At 74.9% G+C, this 18,660-nt stretch carries 8 protein-coding genes and 2 pseudogenes; 7 read left to right on the top strand and 3 right to left on the bottom strand.

Going from position 1 to position 18,660, the window contains the following annotated elements:
* Nucleotides 1–35 precede the first annotated feature (35 nt).
* A complete protein-coding gene (locus QUY26_RS05160) occupies nucleotides 36–1,562 on the bottom strand; it encodes an amino acid permease (protein ID WP_289943916.1) in 1,527 nt (508 codons plus the stop codon).
* 103 nt (nucleotides 1,563–1,665) lie between these two features.
* A complete protein-coding gene (locus tag QUY26_RS05155) occupies nucleotides 1,666–2,673 on the bottom strand; it encodes a hypothetical protein (RefSeq protein WP_289943915.1) in 1,008 nt (335 codons plus the stop codon).
* Between the two features lie 400 nt (nucleotides 2,674–3,073).
* Between QUY26_RS05155 and QUY26_RS05150 the strand changes: the two genes are divergently transcribed.
* The 4 genes and pseudogenes from QUY26_RS05150 to QUY26_RS05135 all read left to right on the top strand — a co-directional run bounded on the left by QUY26_RS05150 (nucleotide 3,074) and on the right by QUY26_RS05135 (nucleotide 8,350).
* Complete coding sequence (locus tag QUY26_RS05150; protein WP_289943914.1) at nucleotides 3,074–4,513, top strand: FGGY family carbohydrate kinase; 1,440 nt, start codon at nucleotides 3,074–3,076, stop codon at nucleotides 4,511–4,513.
* A gap of 125 nt (nucleotides 4,514–4,638) precedes the next feature.
* Nucleotides 4,639–6,030, top strand: coding sequence for an FAD-dependent oxidoreductase (locus tag QUY26_RS05145; RefSeq protein WP_289955491.1), 1,392 nt, complete (start codon nucleotides 4,639–4,641; stop codon nucleotides 6,028–6,030).
* A gap of 54 nt (nucleotides 6,031–6,084) precedes the next feature.
* Nucleotides 6,085–7,062, top strand: a pseudogene (locus QUY26_RS05140) (FAD-dependent oxidoreductase); the annotation flags it as partial.
* Nucleotides 7,063–7,531: 469 nt separating this feature from the next.
* Nucleotides 7,532–8,350 (top strand): AfsR/SARP family transcriptional regulator, encoded by an 819-nt coding sequence (locus tag QUY26_RS05135; RefSeq protein WP_289943913.1) that lies wholly within the window; start codon nucleotides 7,532–7,534, stop codon nucleotides 8,348–8,350.
* A 30-nt stretch (nucleotides 8,351–8,380) separates the two neighbouring features.
* Here the strand turns inward: QUY26_RS05135 and QUY26_RS05130 are convergent, their stop codons facing one another.
* Nucleotides 8,381–9,898 (bottom strand): AMP-binding protein, encoded by a 1,518-nt coding sequence (locus QUY26_RS05130; protein WP_289943912.1) that lies wholly within the window; start codon nucleotides 9,896–9,898, stop codon nucleotides 8,381–8,383.
* 315 nt (nucleotides 9,899–10,213) lie between these two features.
* Here QUY26_RS05130 and QUY26_RS05125 point away from each other — a divergent pair, with 315 nt between their 5' ends.
* The 3 genes and pseudogenes from QUY26_RS05125 to QUY26_RS05115 all read left to right on the top strand — a co-directional run.
* A complete protein-coding gene (locus QUY26_RS05125; protein ID WP_354670667.1) occupies nucleotides 10,214–11,227 on the top strand; it encodes a 4-aminobenzoate N-oxygenase in 1,014 nt (337 codons plus the stop codon).
* A 51-nt stretch (nucleotides 11,228–11,278) separates the two neighbouring features.
* Nucleotides 11,279–12,343, top strand: coding sequence for a 3-deoxy-7-phosphoheptulonate synthase (gene aroF, locus QUY26_RS05120; RefSeq protein WP_289943910.1), 1,065 nt, complete (start codon nucleotides 11,279–11,281; stop codon nucleotides 12,341–12,343).
* Nucleotides 12,344–12,647: 304 nt separating this feature from the next.
* A pseudogene (locus QUY26_RS05115) lies at nucleotides 12,648–18,656 on the top strand (type I polyketide synthase); the annotation flags it as partial.
* Nucleotides 18,657–18,660 lie beyond the last annotated feature (4 nt).

Here is an 18,660-nt window from a genome sequence, read left to right as displayed (position 1 = left end):
CTTTCAACCGGCGCCGAACGGCCCGGCCGCCCCGGTCAGACGATGTCCTCCGCGATCTCCGCCTGCTCCTTGTCCGTGCCGTACGCGGACGGGATGTTGTAGGAGCGCCGGGCCACGAACCACCACACGGTGGCGAGGACCAGGACGACGGCGAGGGCGATCGACGCGTAGTTCATCGACTCGACGTTCACCGGCGAGGCCTGCGGCAGGCAGAACAGGACGGTCACGAAGCCGACCCAGATCACCGCGATCCAGCCGACCGGCTTGCTCCACTTGCCGAGGTTCCAGGGTCCTGGCTGGAAGCGGTCGCCCGCCCGCAGGCGAAGGAGGACCGGGATCGCGTACGCGGGCGTGATGCCGATGACGTTGATCGCGGTGACGGCGCCGTACGCGGTCTCGGAGTACAGCGAGGGCAGCGCGATCACGCCCGCGAGGCCGACCGAGAGCCACACGGCGGGCACCGGCACCTGCGTCTTCGGGCTGACCTTGCGCCACACCGCGGAGCCCGGAAGGGCGTTGTCACGGCTGAAGGCGAACACCATGCGGCTGGCCGCGGCCGTCTCGGCGTTGCCGCAGAACAGCTGGGCCACGATCACGATGAGCAGCAGCGCGGTGGCACCCGAGGTGCCGAGACCGTCGATGAAGATCTGCGCGGGCGGCACGCCGGTCGCGCTCTCCTGGGTGCCGACGTAGTCCTGGATGGCGAAGGTGAGCCCGGCGAGCAGGACGAACCCGGCGATCCAGGAGACCCAGATGGCGCGCACGATGCCGCGCGCGGCGGTCACGGAGGCGTTGGAGGTCTCCTCCGACAGGTGCGCGGAGGCGTCGTAGCCGGAGAACGTGTACTGGGCGAGCAGCAGGCCGATCATGCACACGTACAGCGGGCTCGACCAGCCGGTGTCGTTGACGAACTCGCCGAACACGAACGACGGGGACTGGTGCGAGTCCGGGACGATCGCGAGGACGCCGACGATCACCGCGACGCCCGCCAGGTGCCACCACACGGAGATGGAGTTCAGGAGGCTGACGAGGCGGACGTTGAACAGGTTCAGGAGCGCGTGCACCAGCAGGATGCCCAGGAAGATCACGAAGGTGGATCCCGCCGTGGGCGTGAAGTCGGTGTGCATGCTGAGCAGCGCGCCGCTGAACAGGGCCGCGCCGTAGTCGATGCCGGCGATCGCGCCGAGCAGGCCCAGCAGGTTCAGCCACCCCGTGTACCAGCCCCAGCGGCGCCCGCCGAGCCGGTCCGCCATGTAGTACAGCGCACCCGACGTGGGATAGGCGCTGGTGACCTCGGCCAGCGCGAGACCCACGAACAGGACCATCAGACCGACGCCCGCCCAGCCCCACATCATCACCGCGGGGCCGCCGGTGCCGAGGCCGAACCCGTACAGCGTCATGCAGCCGGACAGGATGGATATGACGGAGAAGCTGATGGCGAAGTTGCCGAACCCGCCCATGCGGCGGGCGAGGACGGGCTGGTAGCCGAGCTCTCGGAGCCGTTGTTCCTCGTCCGGGAGCGCTGGCGCCGGGACGGAGCTCGACACGGTGGTGCGGGACACGGGTGAACCTCCGGGGGGAAGAGCGGGGGTGCGGGGGTGCGGGGGGGGGGTCTCTGCGAACGCGGGGGGATCGGCCGGGGGCGACCGGGGGCCGGCCGGGGAATCAGCCGTGCGGGCCGGCGCCCGGGCCGCGGGCCGCGTGGTGACAGCGCGCCCGGGCGTGGACGAAGGCCTCCGTGGCCGCGTCCGCGTCACCGGGCGCGTGCGTGCGGTACGTCCACGGCACGACCGTGAAGAAGGGGTCGAGCGCCTCGAACACCCGGACCGCGTCGTGGAACTGGTGGGCCCCCCACAGCGCGTGCGCCAGGTAGTTGAGGTCGAGCAGCGACATCGCGTCGGGCCGCGCGTGGTCGAACCACAGCTGCAGCGCCCTGAGCGCGCTGCGCGTGGCGTCCTCCCCGACCCAGTGCAGGTCCAGGGCGCGCTCGTTGCCGCCCTCGCGGCGGTAGCGCTCCACCCGCGCGTACAGCGGCAGCACGTGCAGCGCCGAGCCCGCGGGGGCCGCCGCCGAGGCCCAGTGCACGAAGTTGACCGCCTCGGTCAGCGGCGCACCCGGCCTGCGGTTGTACGCGAACTGGAGCATGCGGTGGTACGCCTCGCGGTTGCCGGGGTCGCGCTTCTCGGCCTCGGCGAGGATGGCCCAGGGGCCGGGGAAGAGCATCGGCTCCGGCGCGGCCACCCGGTGCTCGTCCCACCGCTGGCCCTCGTCGAGCTGGGCGAGCGCGAGCAGGCAGATCCAGGGGACGGGGTCCTCCGGCGAGGTCTGCGAGGCCAGACGGCAGGCCTCGTTCGCCTCCCGCCACAGCTCGTTGGTGTGGCGGTGGCCCGCGCGGTGCGCGCGCAGGGCGCGCTCCACCGTGACGCGGGTGTGCAGGACCGTCGCGGCGACGCTGCGCGGCTCCTCGGCGAGCCAGGCGCGCACCACGTCGGAACCGGCGACGGCCGCGGCCAGGATCTGCGTACGTTGCGTCCACAGTCCCCAGTCGGGGGTCTCGGTGAGCAGGTTTCTCGTCGACACCCAGCGGCCTGCCTTGAGGTCCTGGAGCACGGCACGCAGGGGAGCGTCGTGACCGGCCGGGTGGTACACCGGGCGGGCTAACGGCATCGGCATGGGTCCTCTGGGCTCTGGCTGAGCGGGTGGGGGTGTTCCGCGGCGGACGAAGGGGTGAACGGGGAATGAAGCGGTGGCGGGGGGCGAGCGGAGTGTGGTGCGGGAGTGTACGGGTCGGTGAAGTGGTGTACGCGTTACTGATGTTGTTCGGCGGTCAGTGTAGGGGGGAGTCTTCCGATTACCGGTCGGTCCTCGGATCTTTCTTGACCAAGTTGTGTCAACACGGCGCGCCGATGTGAACGTTGAGTTCTGTGTTGCGCAACAACAGCACCGATTGCGGCATTTGGCGCGGGCTTCGACCCTTGACGGCTCCGCGCCCCCTGTAGCAGGCTTCCGCGGTGATCACGACTGACCGCGGCCCGCGCCCCGCCGCTCGCACGCCGCGCCGCGGAGCGCGGCGATGACCGGCCCGGTGCTCGCCGTCGACCAGGGCACCTCCGCCACCAAGGCGCTCGTCGTCTGCCCCGAGCGCGGCGTGATCGGCTCCGGCACCGCATCCGTACGCCCCCGCCATCTGCCCGGCGGCCGCGTCGAGGTCGCGCCCGACGACCTGCTCGCCTCCGTGCTCGACGCCGGCCGCGAGGCCCTGGCGGAGGCGGGGGAGCCGGTCGCCGCCGTGGGCCTCGCCAACCAGGGCGAGACGGTGCTCGCCTGGGACCAGGAGTCCGGTGAGCCGCTGACCGACGCCCTGGTGTGGCAGGACCGGCGCGCCGACGAGCTGTGCGCGGAACTCGCCGAGCACGCGGACGAGTTGAAGTCGCTCACCGGCCTGCCCCTCGACCCCTACTTCGCCGCCCCCAAGATGGCGTGGATACGCCGCCACCTCACCCGGAGCGGCGTGGTCACGACCAGCGACGCCTGGCTCGTCCACCGGCTCACCGGGGCCTTCGTCACCGACGCGGCCACCGCGGGCCGCACCCAGCTCCTCGACCTGGACTCCGCCGCCTGGTCGCCGCGCGCCCTCGACGTCTTCGGCCTCGGCGCCGAGCGGCTGCCGCGCGTCGTCGACGCCGCCGAGACGGTCGGCACCACCACGGCGTTCGGCGCCGAGATCCCGCTCACCGGGCTCCTGGTCGACCAGCAGGCGGCGCTCCTCGCCCAGGACGTCACCGAGCCCGGCAGCGCCAAGTGCACGTACGGCACCGGCGCGTTCCTGCTCGCCCAGACCGGCACGACCCCGCGCCGGAGCGACTCCGGGCTCGTCGCGTGCGTCGCCTGGCGGCTCGGCGGCCGCAGCAGCTACTGCCTCGACGGGCAGGTCTACACCGCCGCGTCCGCCGTGCGCTGGCTCACCGACCTCGGCGTCATCGGCGGCGCCGAGGACATCGACCCGATCGGCTCGGCCGTCCCCGACACCGGCGGCGTCACCTTCGTGCCCGCGCTCGCCGGGCTCGCGGCGCCCTGGTGGCGCGGCGACCTGCGCGGCTCCCTGACCGGCCTCGGCCTGGACACCACGGCAGGGCATCTGGTGCGGGCGCTGTGCGAGGGCATCACGGCGCAGGTCGCCGAACTCGCCGACGCCGTGGCCGCCGACCTCGGCGAGCCCCTGCGGAGCCTGCGCGTCGACGGCGGCCTGACCCGCTCGGACCTGCTCATGCAGACCCAGGCCGACCTGCTCCAGCTGCCCGTGGAGGTCTCGGCGCTCCCCGACGTCACCGCTCTCGGCGTGGGCGCGGTCGCCCGCCTCGGCCTCGACCCGAGGCTCACCCTGCGCGACGTCGTGCCCGACTGGCGCCCGGCCGCCGTCTACGAACCGAGGATCGGCGCCGACGAGGCGGCCGCCCGCCGCGAGGCGTTCCGCGCGCAGGTCGCGGTCCTCACGGAACGCACGCCCTCGTGAGCGGGGCCGGGGCGCCCGGGAGCGGGGGGCCCGGCCGCGTCACCCGCGCCGGAACCCTGCCGCCCGCCCCGCCGGGGCCGGGCCGCGCGGCGGCGTCGGCGCACGAGCCGTACGACGGCACCGGCATCCCGTACGACGTCACCGTGGTCGGCGCCGGAGTCGTCGGCACCGCCATCGCGCGCGAACTGGCCCGCCACCCCCTGCGCGTCGCCGTGCTGGAGGCGGCGGACGACGTGGGCGAGGGCACGTCCAAGGCCAACACGGCCATCCTGCACACCGGGTTCGACGCCGTGCCCGGCTCCCTGGAGGCCCGTCTGGTCCGGGAGGGGCAGCGCCGCCTCGCCGCGTACGCCGCCGAGTGCGGCATCCCCGTGGAGCGGGTCGGCGCGCTCCTGGTCGCCTGGGACGAGGAGCAGCTCGCCGCCCTGCCCGCCCTGCGGGCCAAGGCCGAGCGCAACGGCTACGACCGGACGGCCCTCCTGGACACCGCCGAGCTGTACACCCGCGAGCCGCGGCTCGGCCCCGGTGCCCGCGGCGCCCTCGCGGTGCCGGACGAGAGCATCATCTGCCCCTGGACGACGCCCCTGGCGTACGCCACCCAGGCCGTGCGCTCCGGCGTGGACCTGCACCTCGGCTGCCGCCTGACGGACGCCGGCAGGGACCCGCGGGGCGCGGAATCCCGCGTGCTCACCACGAGCCGCGGCGAGCTGCGCACCCGCTACCTCGTCAACGCCGCGGGCCTGCACGCCGACACCGTCGACCGGATGCTCGGCCACGACACGTTCACGGTCACCCCGCGCCGCGGCCAGCTCGTCGTCTTCGACAAGCTCGCCCGCGACCTCGTGCACCACATCCTGCTGCCGGTGCCGACGGCGCTCGGCAAGGGCGTCCTGGTCGCCCCGACGGTGTACGGCAACGTGCTTCTCGGCCCCACGGCGGAGGACCTGGACGACAAGCGGGCCACCGGCACCACCGCCGACGGGCTCGCCTTCCTGCGCGAGCGCGGCGCCCGCATCCTGCCCGACCTGCTCGACGAGGACGTCACCGCCGCCTACGCGGGCCTGCGTGCGGCGACCGAGGAGGACGACTACCGGATCCACCCCTGGCCCGAGCAGCGCTACGTCACCGTCGGCGGCATCCGCTCCACCGGCCTGACCGCGTCCATGGCCATCGCCGCGCACGTCACCGGCCTGCTCGCGGACTGCGGCCTGGACCTCGGCGCGCCCCGTGAGCTCGCGCCCCTCACCATGCCGAACCTCGGCGAGCGCTTCCCACGCCCCTACCAGCGCGCCGACCTGATCGCGGCGGACCCGGCGTACGGCACCCTCGTCTGCCACTGCGAGCGCGTCACGCGCGGGGAGATCCGCGACGCCCTCACCAGCACCGTGCCGCCCGCGTCCGTCGAAGGCCTGCGCCGCCGCACCCGGGCCCGCGGCGGCCGCTGCCAGGGCTTCTACTGCGGCGCGGCGGTGCGTGCCCTGCTCGAAGGACGCGGCCGCACGGAGGCACCGCGATGAGGAACCAGTGCCTGGAGGCGCCGTGATGAAGCATCAGTGCGTGCAGGCACCCCGATGAGGCACGAGCGTGCCGTGGACGTGCTGATCGTCGGCGCCGGACCCGCCGGGCTCGCGGCCGCCGCCGGGCTCGCGGCGGCCGGCGTGGGCCGTGTCGAGGTCCTGGAACGCGAGGAGCAGGCGGGCGGCGTGCCCCGCCACTGCCACCACGGCGGCTTCGGCGCCCGCACCTTCGCCGGACTCAGCGGCCCCGGCACGAGCGGGCCGCGGTACGCGCGCGCCCGCGTCGACGAGGCCCGCGACGCGGGCGCGCGCGTGCGCGTCGGCGTCACCGCGACCGGCTGGGCGGGACCCCGCACCCTCGACACGACCTCGCCCGGCGGTCTGGAACGCCTCACCGCGCGGGCCGTCGTCCTCGCCACCGGCGCCCGCGAACGCCCCCGTGCCGCACGCCTCGTGCCCGGCGGCCGCGCCCCCGGCGTCTACACCACCGGCGAACTCCAGCAGGCCGTCCACCTGTACGGCCAGCGCATCGGCACCCGCGCCGTGGTGGTGGGCGCCGAGCCCGTCGCGTACGCGGCGCTCGACACGTTGCGGCGCGCGGGCGTCGTCGCGGTCGCCCAGGTGGCGGCGGAGGCTCGGCACAGTGCAGCGCCCTGGCGCGCCGCCGGGTCCCGTCTGTGGCACGGCGTTCCGCTGCTCACCGGCGCGGTGGTCACCGAACTCGTCGGGAAGGGGCGGATTTCCGCCGTGCGGCTGCGGCATCGCACCGGGCTCCTGGCCCAACTGCCCTGCGACACCGTCGTCTTCACGGGGGACTTCGTGCCGGAGAACGAACTGGCGCGCCGGGGCGGGGTGCCGCTCGACCCCGGCACGCGGGGACTGGCGATCGACGCGGACTTCCGTACGGAAGTCCGCGGTGTCTTCGCGGTCGGGAATGGGGCGCACGCCGTCGAGCCCGCCGCTGTGGTGGCCGCGGAGGGGCGGCGGGCCGCGGTCTCGGTGCGCCGATATCTCCTCGGCGGGCAGTGGCCGCTCTGAAGAATCGTTATTCGACAACGTTCGGGAAGATGAAGTAAAAGGTTGCTTCTTCAAGCGCGTTGCTGACTTTAATTGCGCGTCCGGCTTTTATGGTCGCCGCGCACGTGCGTACGGGTTTGATCGGATCGTGCGCGCCGCGTGCCCGGCGCGGTGATCCACGGGACGTAATTCCAAGATCTGCAACAAGGTTGCGCAACCCTTCAACGTATCCCAGGCCGCGCGGCCGTGGAACCGTGCCTTTGCGCCATCTGGACAGCTCATTGGCAAAAGTGAGCAAAGGGATGCGTCAAAGAGTAACGCGCGGTCATAGTGGGGAATGTCTCCCTCTCCTTACTCATGCGGCACACACGAAAAGTCCAGGCGCGGCTCGGCCAACCTGGACCGGGGGTGTTGACGTCATTCCGACCGACAGTGGGGGAGACCGGTGGCCATTGAAAATCAGTGTTGCCAGGGGGAGAGCGTGATGTCTGTGAAAACTGTGACGCATTTGACGGGTGAGTTGTCATTCAACATCCTCGGGCCCCTGGCGGTGTGGTCGCCCACAGGCCCCCTGCCCCTCGGACCGGCGCGACAACGTGCCGTGCTGTCAACTCTGTTGCTGGCGCCGGGGCAAGTGGTGGGCGCGGAACGGCTCACCGAGGCGATCTGGCCCGCCGGACCCCCTGGCAACGTGGTTGCCAGCCTGCACAGCTACGTCTCCCATCTCCGCCGCCAACTGGAACCTGACTGTCCGCCCCGGGGGCGGAACAGGATCCTGCGCAGGGAGGCGCACGGATACGTTCTCGCCGTCGAGCGGGACCGCGTCGACGCCTGCCGCTTCGAGAGCCGACTGCGCGACGGCCGCGGGCTCCTGCGCAACGGCAGGTACGCGGAGGCGAGCCGTGCCCTCACCGCCTCCCTGGCGCTGTGGCGCGGCGCGCCCTACGCGGAACTCGGCGACTACGAACCGGCCGTGCGCGAGGCGGCCCGCCTGGAGGAGCTGCGCCTCATGACCTGGGAGGCCCTGTGGGAGGCCGAGCTGGCCTGGGGGCGGGACAACGGCGCCGCGGTGGCCGAACTCGCCGCCCTCAGCGCGCGGTACCCCAACCGGGAACGGCTGGGCTGGCTCCTCATGGTCGCCCTGTGCGAGGCGGGCCGGCAGGCGGAGGCGGTGCGCGTCTACCACCGCATCCGCCGGGCGCTGGCCCAGGAGCTGGGCGTGGACCCGGGGCGGGACCTGCGCGTGCTGTTCACGCGGATCCTCCGCGACGAGTCCGTCGGACGGATGTGCCTCCAGCACTGACGGCACCCGCCGGGGCAGGGCCGGGCGTCGTCAGTTGATGCGCCGGTCCTGACCGATCCAGTACGGCTCCCTGAGCCTGCCCTTCCGCACCTTGCCGTTGGTGGTGCGGGGCAGCGACTTGGCGAAGTCCACGGAAGTGGGCGCCTTGTAGCGGGCCAGGTGCCGCTTGCAGTGGGCGATCAGCTCGTCCTCTGCGACCGCCGCCCCCGCCGAGAGCACCACCACCGCCTTCACGGTCTCGCCCCAGCGCTCGTCCGGCACCCCGATCACGGCGGCCTCGGCGACCGCCGGATGGGCGAGCAGGCAGTCCTCGACCTCCACCGAGGACACGCTCTCGCCCCCGGTGACGATGACGTCCTTCAGACGGTCGAACAGGACGAGATGACCCTCGTCGTCGAACTCCCCGACGTCACCCGTGCGGAACCACCCCTCCGTCAGCGCCGCTTCGTCGGCCGCCGGGTCCTGCCAGTAGCCGTCGAGCACCATGTTCGAGCGGGCGAGGACCTCGCCCCGCTCCCCGGCGCGCAGCCGGACACCGAGAGCCGGCGCACCCGCCCGCGTCAGCCCGCCGCTCCCGGGCGCGCCCGGCGGACGCCGGTTGAAGGTGAGCATCGTCGTCTCCGTCAGGCCGTACACCTGGTGGAACTCCCAGCCCAACTCGTGCTCCACCTGGTACACCAGGCGGTCGCTGACCGGCGCGCCCGCGCACACCACGCGCACGCTGCCCCGGCCGGGAACCTCCCCCGGCCACTGCCGCGCCGCCCGCAGCACGGCGTCCCACACGGCGGGCGCGCCGAACGCGAGGGTCACCCCGTGCTCCCGCACCCGCCGCAGGATCTGCGCGCCGTCGATCCGGCGCTGCAGGACCTGCTTGGCACCGAGCCCGGCGAGCAGGAACGGAACGCCCCAGCCGTTGCAGTGGAACGTGGGCAGCGTGTGCAGGTACACGTCCCGTTCCCAGATCCGCGCGTGCACGCCGAACGTCATCGCGTTCAGCCAGATGTTGCGGTGCGTCAGGGCGACGCCCTTGGGGCGCGCGGACGTCCCCGACGTGTAGTTGAGGGTCGCCACCGCGTTCTCGTCGGGCCGCGACCACGGGCGCGGCGCCACGTCGTACCGCATGACCTGGGTGTCGGTCTGCTCGCCGAGCACGAAGCGCTTCGGCCCCTCGACGGATCCGAGCGCGGCCTCGACGTCGGGGTCGACGAACACGACCGAGGCATCGCACTGCCGCAGGATGTACGCGATCTCCTCGGGCGTGAGCCGGTAGTTCACCGGTACGCAGATCCGGCCGCTCGCCGGGATCGCGTAGAGCAGTTCCAGGAGCCGGGACGCGTTGGGGCTCACGACGGCGACCCGCTCGCCCGCGCCGACGCCGAGCGCGTCGAGCCCCGCCTGCCAGGCCCGCACGCGCCGCAGGAGCTGTCCGTACGTCGTCGTCGGCACCGGGCCCGACGGCTGGTCCGGCTCGTCGACGAGCGCGACACGGGTGGCGGCTGCCGTCTCGGCGCGGTCCAGGAAGTCGGCCATGGTGAGCGGAACGATCATGAGACGTCCTCACGGTGGCGTCGCCCGGCGCGGCGCCGGGGACTGGGGAGACGGACGACGAAGCCAAAGGGTCTGGAACTCCGGAAGAACTCAGGCAAGGGGCGCCCGGGCAGGCGTGGGCAGCGGACGCGCTCCGCGTGCGAGGCCGCCCCCGGGGCCTTTGGGCCCGCGTCACCGCGGCGCCCGGCTCATCGTGGCATCCGCCGCCCGCATCCAGAAGTCCGTCCGGCTCGTCCCCAAGTCGCCTTCAAGAAACCGCCAAGTGCGGCCGGTGACGATGCAGCCGCATCACGGACCACGAGGCCGGGAGGGCTGATGCGCGAGGAGTCGGGCGTGGCGACCACCTGGGCGGCCAGAGGGTGGGCCGAGGAGGACGGCGTCGGCAGCGCGACCCTGCGCCGCCTCGTGGCCGCCTGGCCGCGACGGGCCGCGGTCACGACCAGCCCCGGCGCCCTCGACGAGCAGGGCGGGTACGACCCCGGGGTGCCGGACTACCCGCTGCGGATGGTGCCGTTCGCCGAGCACCCCCGGTTCCTCGCAGCCGCCCCCGAGCGGCGCGAGCGCGTCCTGACGGGCCTGTGGATCGGCTACAACGAACGCGTCATCGCCACCGAACACCTCATAGCGGAGCCCGCGTTCGACCTCGTCATGCGCGGCGTCCTGCCCGGCAGCGACCACCCCCTGATGCGTCAGGGCGTGCAGCAGGCCGTCGTCGACGAGAGCTTCCACACGTACATGCACATGCTCGCCATCTCCCGCACCCGCCGGCTGCGCGGCGTGCGCAGCCGGCCCGCGCAGCCCGAACTCGTCACCTACCGGCGGCTGCGCGCCGTGCTCGCTGCGATGCCGGAGCAGTGGGAGCGGGACGTCGCCGTCCTGGTGTGGGGCGCGGTGGCGGAGACCTGCATCAACTCGCTGCTCGCGCTGCTCGCCAGGGACGACTCGATCCAGCCCCTGCACTCCCTGATCACCACGCTGCACCTGCGGGACGAGACGGCGCACGGCTCGATCGTCATCGAGGTCGTCCGGGAGCTGTACGCCCGCATGAACGCCGAGCAGCGCGCCGCGCTGGTGCGCTGTCTGCCGCTGGCCCTGGAGGCGTTCGCCGAGCAGGACCTGTCCACGCTCCGGCTCGAACTGGTCACCGCGGGCATCGAGGGCGCCGACGAGATCGTGGCCGACCTGCGCGCGACGCCGTCGGGGCGGCGGCTCGTCCGCGACTTCTCCGGCGCCCAGCGGATGGCCGAACAGCTGGGGGTCGCCGACGCGGTCGACTTCGACTTCCCCGAACGGCCCGAGTGGTCGCCCGGAGTGGGGCGGCAGCGATGAGGCTCCCGGACCCCGCCCCGCACCGCCGCCACGGCGCAGAAAGGTGACCCGATGATCGTTGCCCGTCTCCGTCCCGACGTGCCCACAGCCGAGCGGAGCCGACTGACCTCCGCGTGGCGCCACCGCGGCCACCGCTCGTTCCACTGCCGGGCCGGACGCCACACCCTGGTCACCTTCCCCGACCTCGCCGCGGCATCGCCGGAGGGCAGGGAGTTCGTGGACCTGCTGCGCGCCACCGGTGCGGTCGAGTCGGTCGTCGACAGCACCGACGCGCCGCCGCTCGGCAGCCTGGCCGCCGCGGGCGAGCCGAGCGCCGTGCGGGTGTCGGACGACTGCACCGTGGGCGGCGGGCGCTTCACCTGGATCGCGGGGCCGTGCGCCGTGGAGAGCGAGGCCCAGCTCCTCGGCGTGGCACGGGCCGTGCGGGAGCGGGGCGCGCACCTGCTGCGGGGCGGCGCGTTCAAGCCCCGCACCTCGCCGTACGCGTTCCAGGGCATCGGCAAGGACGGCCTCGACCTGCTCCGCGACGCGTCCGCCGAGACCGGGCTCGGCGTCGTCACGGAGGTCGTCGACCCCGCACACGTCGAGGCCGTCGCCGGCGTCGCGCACGTCCTGCAGATCGGCGCCCGCAACGCGCAGAACTTCGCGCTGCTGCACGAAGTGGCGCTCACAGGTCGTCCGGTGCTCCTCAAACGCGGCTTCGGCTGCACGGTGCCGGAGTGGCTCAACGGCGCCGAGTACCTGCTCGCCGCGGGCAACGGCAGGGTGCTGCTCTGCGAACGCGGCGTCCGCGCCCACGGCGACTCGACCCGGTTCACCCTGGACATCAGCGCGGTGCCGCTGGCGAAGCGGCTCAGCCACCTCCCGGTGATCGTCGACCCCAGCCACGCGTGCGGCCGCAGCGACCTGGTGGCCCCCCTCGCCGCGGCTGCCGCTGCCGCCGGGGCCGACGGCGTCATGGTCGACGTCGACGAGGCGGGCCACGCAGCGCTGTGCGACGGCGAACAGGCCATCACGCCGGACGCGTTCGGCGCGCTCGTCCAGCGGACCACCCGGATGCTGCACAGCCTCGCCCCGGCGGAGCCGGACACCGCACGGGCGCTGGCGGGGCGATGAGGCCTGGGCCGTCCGGGGGCGCCGGGCTCGGCGTGCGCCGCACGACGCGGCGCGGGACGGGGACGGTGGGCAGGTGTCGGGCGGCGGCCGCGTGTCCGACAGCGGCTCCGCTCCCGACGGCGCCCGCGCGTCCGACGACGCCCGCCTTCCCGACGGCGCCCCCGCGTTCGGTAACGCCCGCGCCGCCCGTACGGACGATCACGCCGCCCGGCCCGACGGGGGAGGGGACGTCCCGTCGCGCCGCAGCGCCCGTTCCCGGCCGCCGTACCCCGCAAGGAAGGAAGCAATGATGGAGTGGACCGAGGGACGCGGCCGGACGTTGCGCGAGCGGCTCGCCGTCGCGCGGGACGCGGAGCGGCGCCGGATCCTCCTCGACCTGATCCGCACGCACGCCTCCGCCGCCCTCGACCGCGCCGAGCAGGTGGCCCTCGACCCCGGCCGGGCCTTCGGCGCCCAGGGCATCCGGGGGCGGGCCGCGGCCCGGCTGCGGGACCGACTGCGCGAGGCCACGGGCGGCGCCCTGTCGGCGACCGCCCTCTTCGACCACCCGACGCCCGGCGCGCTCGCCGAGCACCTGTGCGCCCTGCTGCTCGGCGGGAGCACGGCCGCCGGTCCCGGGGCGGGTACCGGCTCGTCCGCCGGTCAGGACGAGCCGATCGCGATCGTCGGCATGGGCTGCCGACTGCCCGGAGACGTGGCGTCCCCGGACGACCTGTGGCGCCTGGTGCGCTCGGAGACGGACGCCATCTCCGAGTTCCCGACCGACCGCGGCTGGACCGTCCGCTACGACCCGGACCCCGACCGCATCGGCGCGACGTGCACCCGGCACGCCGGATTCCTCTACGACGCCCCCGACTTCGACGCCGGGTTCTTCGGGGTCAGCCCGGGCGAGGCCGTCACCATCGACCCGCAGCACCGACTGCTCCTCGAGACCTCCTGGGAGGCCGTCGAACGGGCCAGGATCGACCCGTCCACCCTGCGCGGCAGCAGCACCGGCGTGTTCGTCGGCATCATGTACAGCGAGTACGGCGCCCGCATCCGGCACGTGCCGCCGGCCGCCGAGGGCTACCGCGTCGTGGGCAGCATGCCCAGCGTGGCCTCCGGGCGCCTCGCCTACACCCTCGGCCTCGAAGGCCCCGCCGTCACCGTCGACACCGCCTGCTCCTCCTCGCTCGTGGCCGTCCACCTCGCCGCCCAGTCGCTGCGCGAGGGCGAGTGCACGCTCGCCGTGGCCGGCGGTGTCACCGTGATGGCCACGCCGTGGGGCTACGTCGAGTTCAGCAGGCAGCGCGGGCTCGCGCCGGACGGGCGCTGCCGGTCGTTCTCCGCCGACGCCGCCGGGAGCAGCTGGTCCGAGGGCGTCGGCGTGCTCGTCCTCGAACGGCTCCGCGACGCCGAGCGCAACGGGCACCGCGTCCTCGCCGTGGTGCGGGGCTCCGCCGTCAACCAGGACGGCGCGTCGAACGGCCTGACGGCGCCCAACGGCCCGGCCCAGCAGCGGGTGATCCGGCAGGCCCTCGCGCACGCGGGCCTGTCCACGGCGGACGTGGACTGCGTGGACGCGCACGGCGCGGGGACCCAGCTGGGGGACCCGATCGAGGCGCAGGCCCTGCTCGCCACGTACGGCCGGGACCGTCCTGACGACCGGCCGCTGTGGCTGGGCTCCCTCAAGTCCAACGTCGGCCACACCCAGGCCGCGGCCGGAGTGGCGGGCGTCATCAAGATGGTGATGGCGATGCGCCACGCCGAACTCCCGCGCAGCCTGCACATCGCCGAGCCGACGCCGCACGTGGACTGGTCGTCCGGCGCGGTCCGGCTCCTGACCGAGACCACCCCCTGGCCGAAGGTCGACCGGCCGCGCCGCACGGCGGTCTCCTCGTTCGGCGTGGGCGGCACGAATGCCCACGTCATCCTGGAGCAGGCGCCGCCGGAGGCCGAGCAGGCGCAGCCCGCCCGAGAGGCGCGGCCCACGGAGTGCGCGGGCCGAGCGGAGCAGCCGAGTCGCACGGTGCGCGCGGAGCCCGAAGGGCCCTCGGAACGGGCCGAACGTCCGGGCCGCACGGACCACGTGAGCGAGGCCCGGCCTGGGGCGCACCCCGCCCACGTCGGCCGGCCGGAGCACACGGACGACCTCGCCGGCACCGGACCCCGCCCCCTGCCCTGGCTCGTCTCCGGCGTCGGAGCGGCGGGGCTGCGTGCCCAGGCGCGGCGCGTGGCGGAGTTCCTGGCGGCGGACCCGGACGCACCGGACGCCGACCTCGCGTACTCGCTGGCGCGTTCGCGGGCGGCCCTCGGGGACCGCGCCGTCGTCGTGGCCGCGGACCGAGGCGGGGCCCTGGAGGGCCTGGCCGCGCTCGCGGACGGCGACCTGGGCCCGCACACGGCGCTGGGCACGGCCGCGGCGCGGGACCGCGTCGCGTTCGTGTTCCCCGGGCAGGGCTCCCAGTGGCCGGGCATGGCCGCCGAACTGATGCGCACGGCACCGGTGTTCCGGGAGTCGATCGAGGCCTGCGCCGACCGTCTCGCGCCGCACGTCGACTGGTCGCTGACGAAGGTCCTGCGGGGCGAGTCCGGCGCGCCGACCCTGGAGCGCGTCGACGTCGTGCAGCCCGCGCTGTTCGCGGTGATGGTCTCCCTGGCCGCGCTGTGGCGGTCCTACGGCGTGGAACCGGCCGCGGTCGTCGGGCACTCGCAGGGCGAGATCGCCGCCGCCCACGTCGCGGGCGCGCTCTCCCTCGAGGACGCGGCCCGCGTCGTCGCCTTACGCAGCCGTGCCCTGCGGGTCCTCGCCGGGCGCGGCGGCATGGTCTCGGTCGTCGCCTCCGCCGACGAGGCGCGCCGGAGCCTCGCACCGTGGGGCGGCGCCGTGTCCGTGGCCGCGGTCAACGGGCCGCGGTCCGTGGTGATCTCCGGGGAACCCGCGGCCCTGGAGGAGGCCCTCGCGGCGTTCGACGCGAGCGGGGTGCGCGCCCGTCGGATCGACGTGGACTACGCGTCGCACTCGGCGCAGGTCGACGAGATCCGCGAGACCCTCCTTGCGGAGCTGGACGGCGTCAGGCCGCGCCCCGCGACCGTGCCGTTCTACTCGACCGTGTCCGGCGAACCCGTCGACACGACGGCCCTGGACGCCGCGTACTGGGTGCGCAACCTCCGCGAGACCGTCCAGTTCCACCGCACGGTGGAGCGGTTGCTCGACGACGGCCACACCACGTACGTCGAGTTGAGCCCGCACCCGGTGCTCACCGTCGCCGTCGAGGAGACCGCGGAGGCGGTGGGCCCCGAGCGTGCCGGGGACGTCCGGGTCGTGGAGTCGCTGCGGCGCAACGAGGGCGACCTGGCGCGGCTGCTCACCGCGGTCGGCGAGGCCCACGTCCACGGCGTCGACGTCGACTGGCGGGCGGCGTTCGGCGCCGGGACCCGCCTGACGGACGTGCCGACGTACGCCTTCCAGCGGACCCGCTACTGGCTGGAGGACGCGGCCGCGCCCGAGGCCGACGTGTCGGCGGCCGGTCTGGACGGCGTCGACCACCCGCTGCTCGGTGCCGCCGTCCCGCTGGCGGACGGAACCGGAGCCGTGCTCTGCACCGGGACGCTGTCCGCGCGGACCCACCCGTGGCTCGCCGACCACGCCGTCGGCGGCGCCGACATCCTCGTCGTACCGGGCACCGCGCTGGTGGAGGCCGCGCTGCAGGCCGGTGCGCAGGCGGGCTGCGACGTCCTCGAAGAGCTGGTCCTGGAAGCCCCGTTGATCCTGCCGGACGACGCCACGGTCCGCCTCCAGCTCACCGTCGGCGGACCGGACGACTCCGGGCGGCGCGGCCTCACCCTGCACTCCCGGCCGGACGACGCCCCCGTCGACGCCCCCTGGACCCGGCACGCCGAGGGCACCCTGACGCGCGGCGGCCAGCATCCGCCGCAGCTGTCGGGGCCGTGGCCGCCGACCGGCGCGCGGGAGGTCGAACTCGACGACTGCTACCGGGAGTTGGCCAAGGCCGGGCTCCACTACGGCGGCGCGTTCCAGGGGCTGGTGCGCTGCTGGCGCCTCGACGAGGGCGACGCCGCGGGGGCCGCTCGCCACCTGTACGCCGAGGTCGAACTCCCCGAACGCGCGGGCGCCGCCGACCGGTACGCCCTGCACCCCGCCCTCTTCGACGCCGCCCTGCACGCCGCGGCCCTCGTCGCGCCGCCCGGCTCGGCCCCCGGCGAGACCGGGACCAGGCTGCCGTTCTCCTGGAGCGGGGTGACCGTGCACGCCACCGGCGCCACCCGGCTGCGCGCCCACCTCCGCCTCACCGGACCCGGGGCCCTGTCCGTCACCGCCACGGACCCCGCCGGGCATCCGGTCGTGACGGTCGAGAGCCTCGGCATGCGACCGGTCGCCGCCGACTCCCTGCGCCGGGCCGCCGCCACTGCCGACGCCTCGCTGCTCCGCCTGGAGTGGCGGCCCGCGGCACCGCCCGCGCCGCCCGGCCCACGCCTCACGAGCTGGGCGTGGGTCGGCGCCGGGGTCGCCGAGGCGGCCGACGCGCTCGCGGCACGGGGCGTCCCGTGCGCCCACCACACCGACCCGGCGGCGCTGCGGGCCCACTTGGACACCGGCGGCGAGGTCCCCGACGTCCTCGTACTCGCGGAGCTGCCGGAGGAAGCGCCGGGGCGGGACACGGCCGGCCCCGGCCTCACGGCCCCCGAGCCCCGCGACGCGGCCACCGCCGCCCACCACGCCGTCCACCGCGTCCTCGCCGCCCTCCAGGACTGCCTCGCCGACGAACGCCTGGCAAGGACCCGGCTCGTCGTCCTCACCCGGGGCGCGGTCGCCCCGGGGCCCGGTGCGGTGCCCGATCCCGCGATCGCCGCGGTGTGGGGCCTCGTCACGTCGGCGCAGTCGGAGCACCCGGGGCGCGTGCGCCTGGTCGACCTCGACGGACTCGACGCCTCCCGGTCCGCGCTCGTCGACGCGGTGTCCGGTGAGGCGGCCCAGGTCGCGGTGCGGGACGGTGTGTTGCTCGTGCCGCGGCTCGCGCGGATCGGGGCGGCGGCGAGCGGGGCCGGAGCGGAGCTGCGCACGGACGGGACGGTCCTGGTGACCGGCGGCCTCGGCACGCTGGGCCGCCTCGTGGTGCGGCACCTGGTGGCGCGGCACGGAGTGCGGCACCTCGTCCTGGTGTCGCGGTCCGGCGCATCGGCCGCGGGCGCCGCCGAGTTCGTGGCGGAACTGCGGGCCGAGGGCGCCGACGTCCAGGTCGTGCCGGGGGACGTGGGGGACCGGGCCGTCCTCGCCGGGGCCCTGAAGTCGATCCCGGCCGAGCATCCCCTGACGGCCGTGGTGCACCTGGCCGGAGTGCTGGACGACGGCCTCCTCGACGCCCTGACGCCGGAACGTGTCGACCGGGTGCTGCGGCCCAAGGCGGACGGGGCCTGGCATCTGCACGAGCTGACGGCGGGCACCGACGTGGAGTTCGTCGCGTTCTCGTCCCTGTCGAGCGTCCTCGGACCCGCCGGGCAGGCCGGATACGCGGCGGCCAACGCGTTCCTGGACGCGCTGATGGCGGCGCGCCGGGCCGCGGGGCTCTCCGGTGTGTCGCTGGGCTGGGGGCTGTGGGAGTCCCGGTCGAGCCTGACGGCGGGCCTCAAGGAGAGCGACCTGCGGCGGATGGCCAGGTCGGGCGTCACACCGCTCGCCGACGACCAGGGGCTCGCCCTGCTCGATCTCGCCCTCGCCGCCGGCGAACCCGTCGTCTTCCCGCTGCGCCTCGACCCGGCGGCCCTGCGCGGCGGCTCGGGCGGCGACGACGTACCGGCGCTGCTGCGCGGACTCGCCCCGACCCCCGTCCGCCGCGCCACCGTCGGCGCCCCCGACACCGGCGCCGAGCCGGACGGCGAGGCCCTGGCCGCCCGCCTCACCCGGCTCCCCGAGGGCGAACAGGACGCCGTCCTCCTCGACCTGGTCCGCACGCACGTCGCGGCCGTCCTCGGCTACGACGACCCGCTGACCGTCGGCGAGCGGCGCCCGTTCGCCGACATCGGGTTCGACTCCCTGCGCGCCCTGCAACTGCGCAACCGCCTCGGCGGCGCCACCGCCCTGCGCCTCTCGCCCACCCTGGTCTTCGACTACCCGACGCCGCTCGCCCTCGGCCGGCACCTGCGGGCCCTGCTCCTGCCGGACGCGCCGGCACCGGCACCGGCCGGCGCGGCCGCCGACCCCGGGCCCGAGCGGGCACCCGCCCCGCACCAGCGCGACGAGGTGCCCGACCGGCTCCGCTCGGCCTCCCGCGAGGAGGTCTTCGACTACATCGACCACCTGCTCGGCGAGTAGGCCG

Source organism: Streptomyces flavofungini, from assembly GCF_030388665.1.
GTDB lineage: Bacteria > Actinomycetota > Actinomycetes > Streptomycetales > Streptomycetaceae > Streptomyces > Streptomyces flavofungini_A.
The sequence above is the reverse complement of the archived record's forward strand: the minus strand, read 5'-3'. Positions and strand labels throughout refer to the sequence as shown.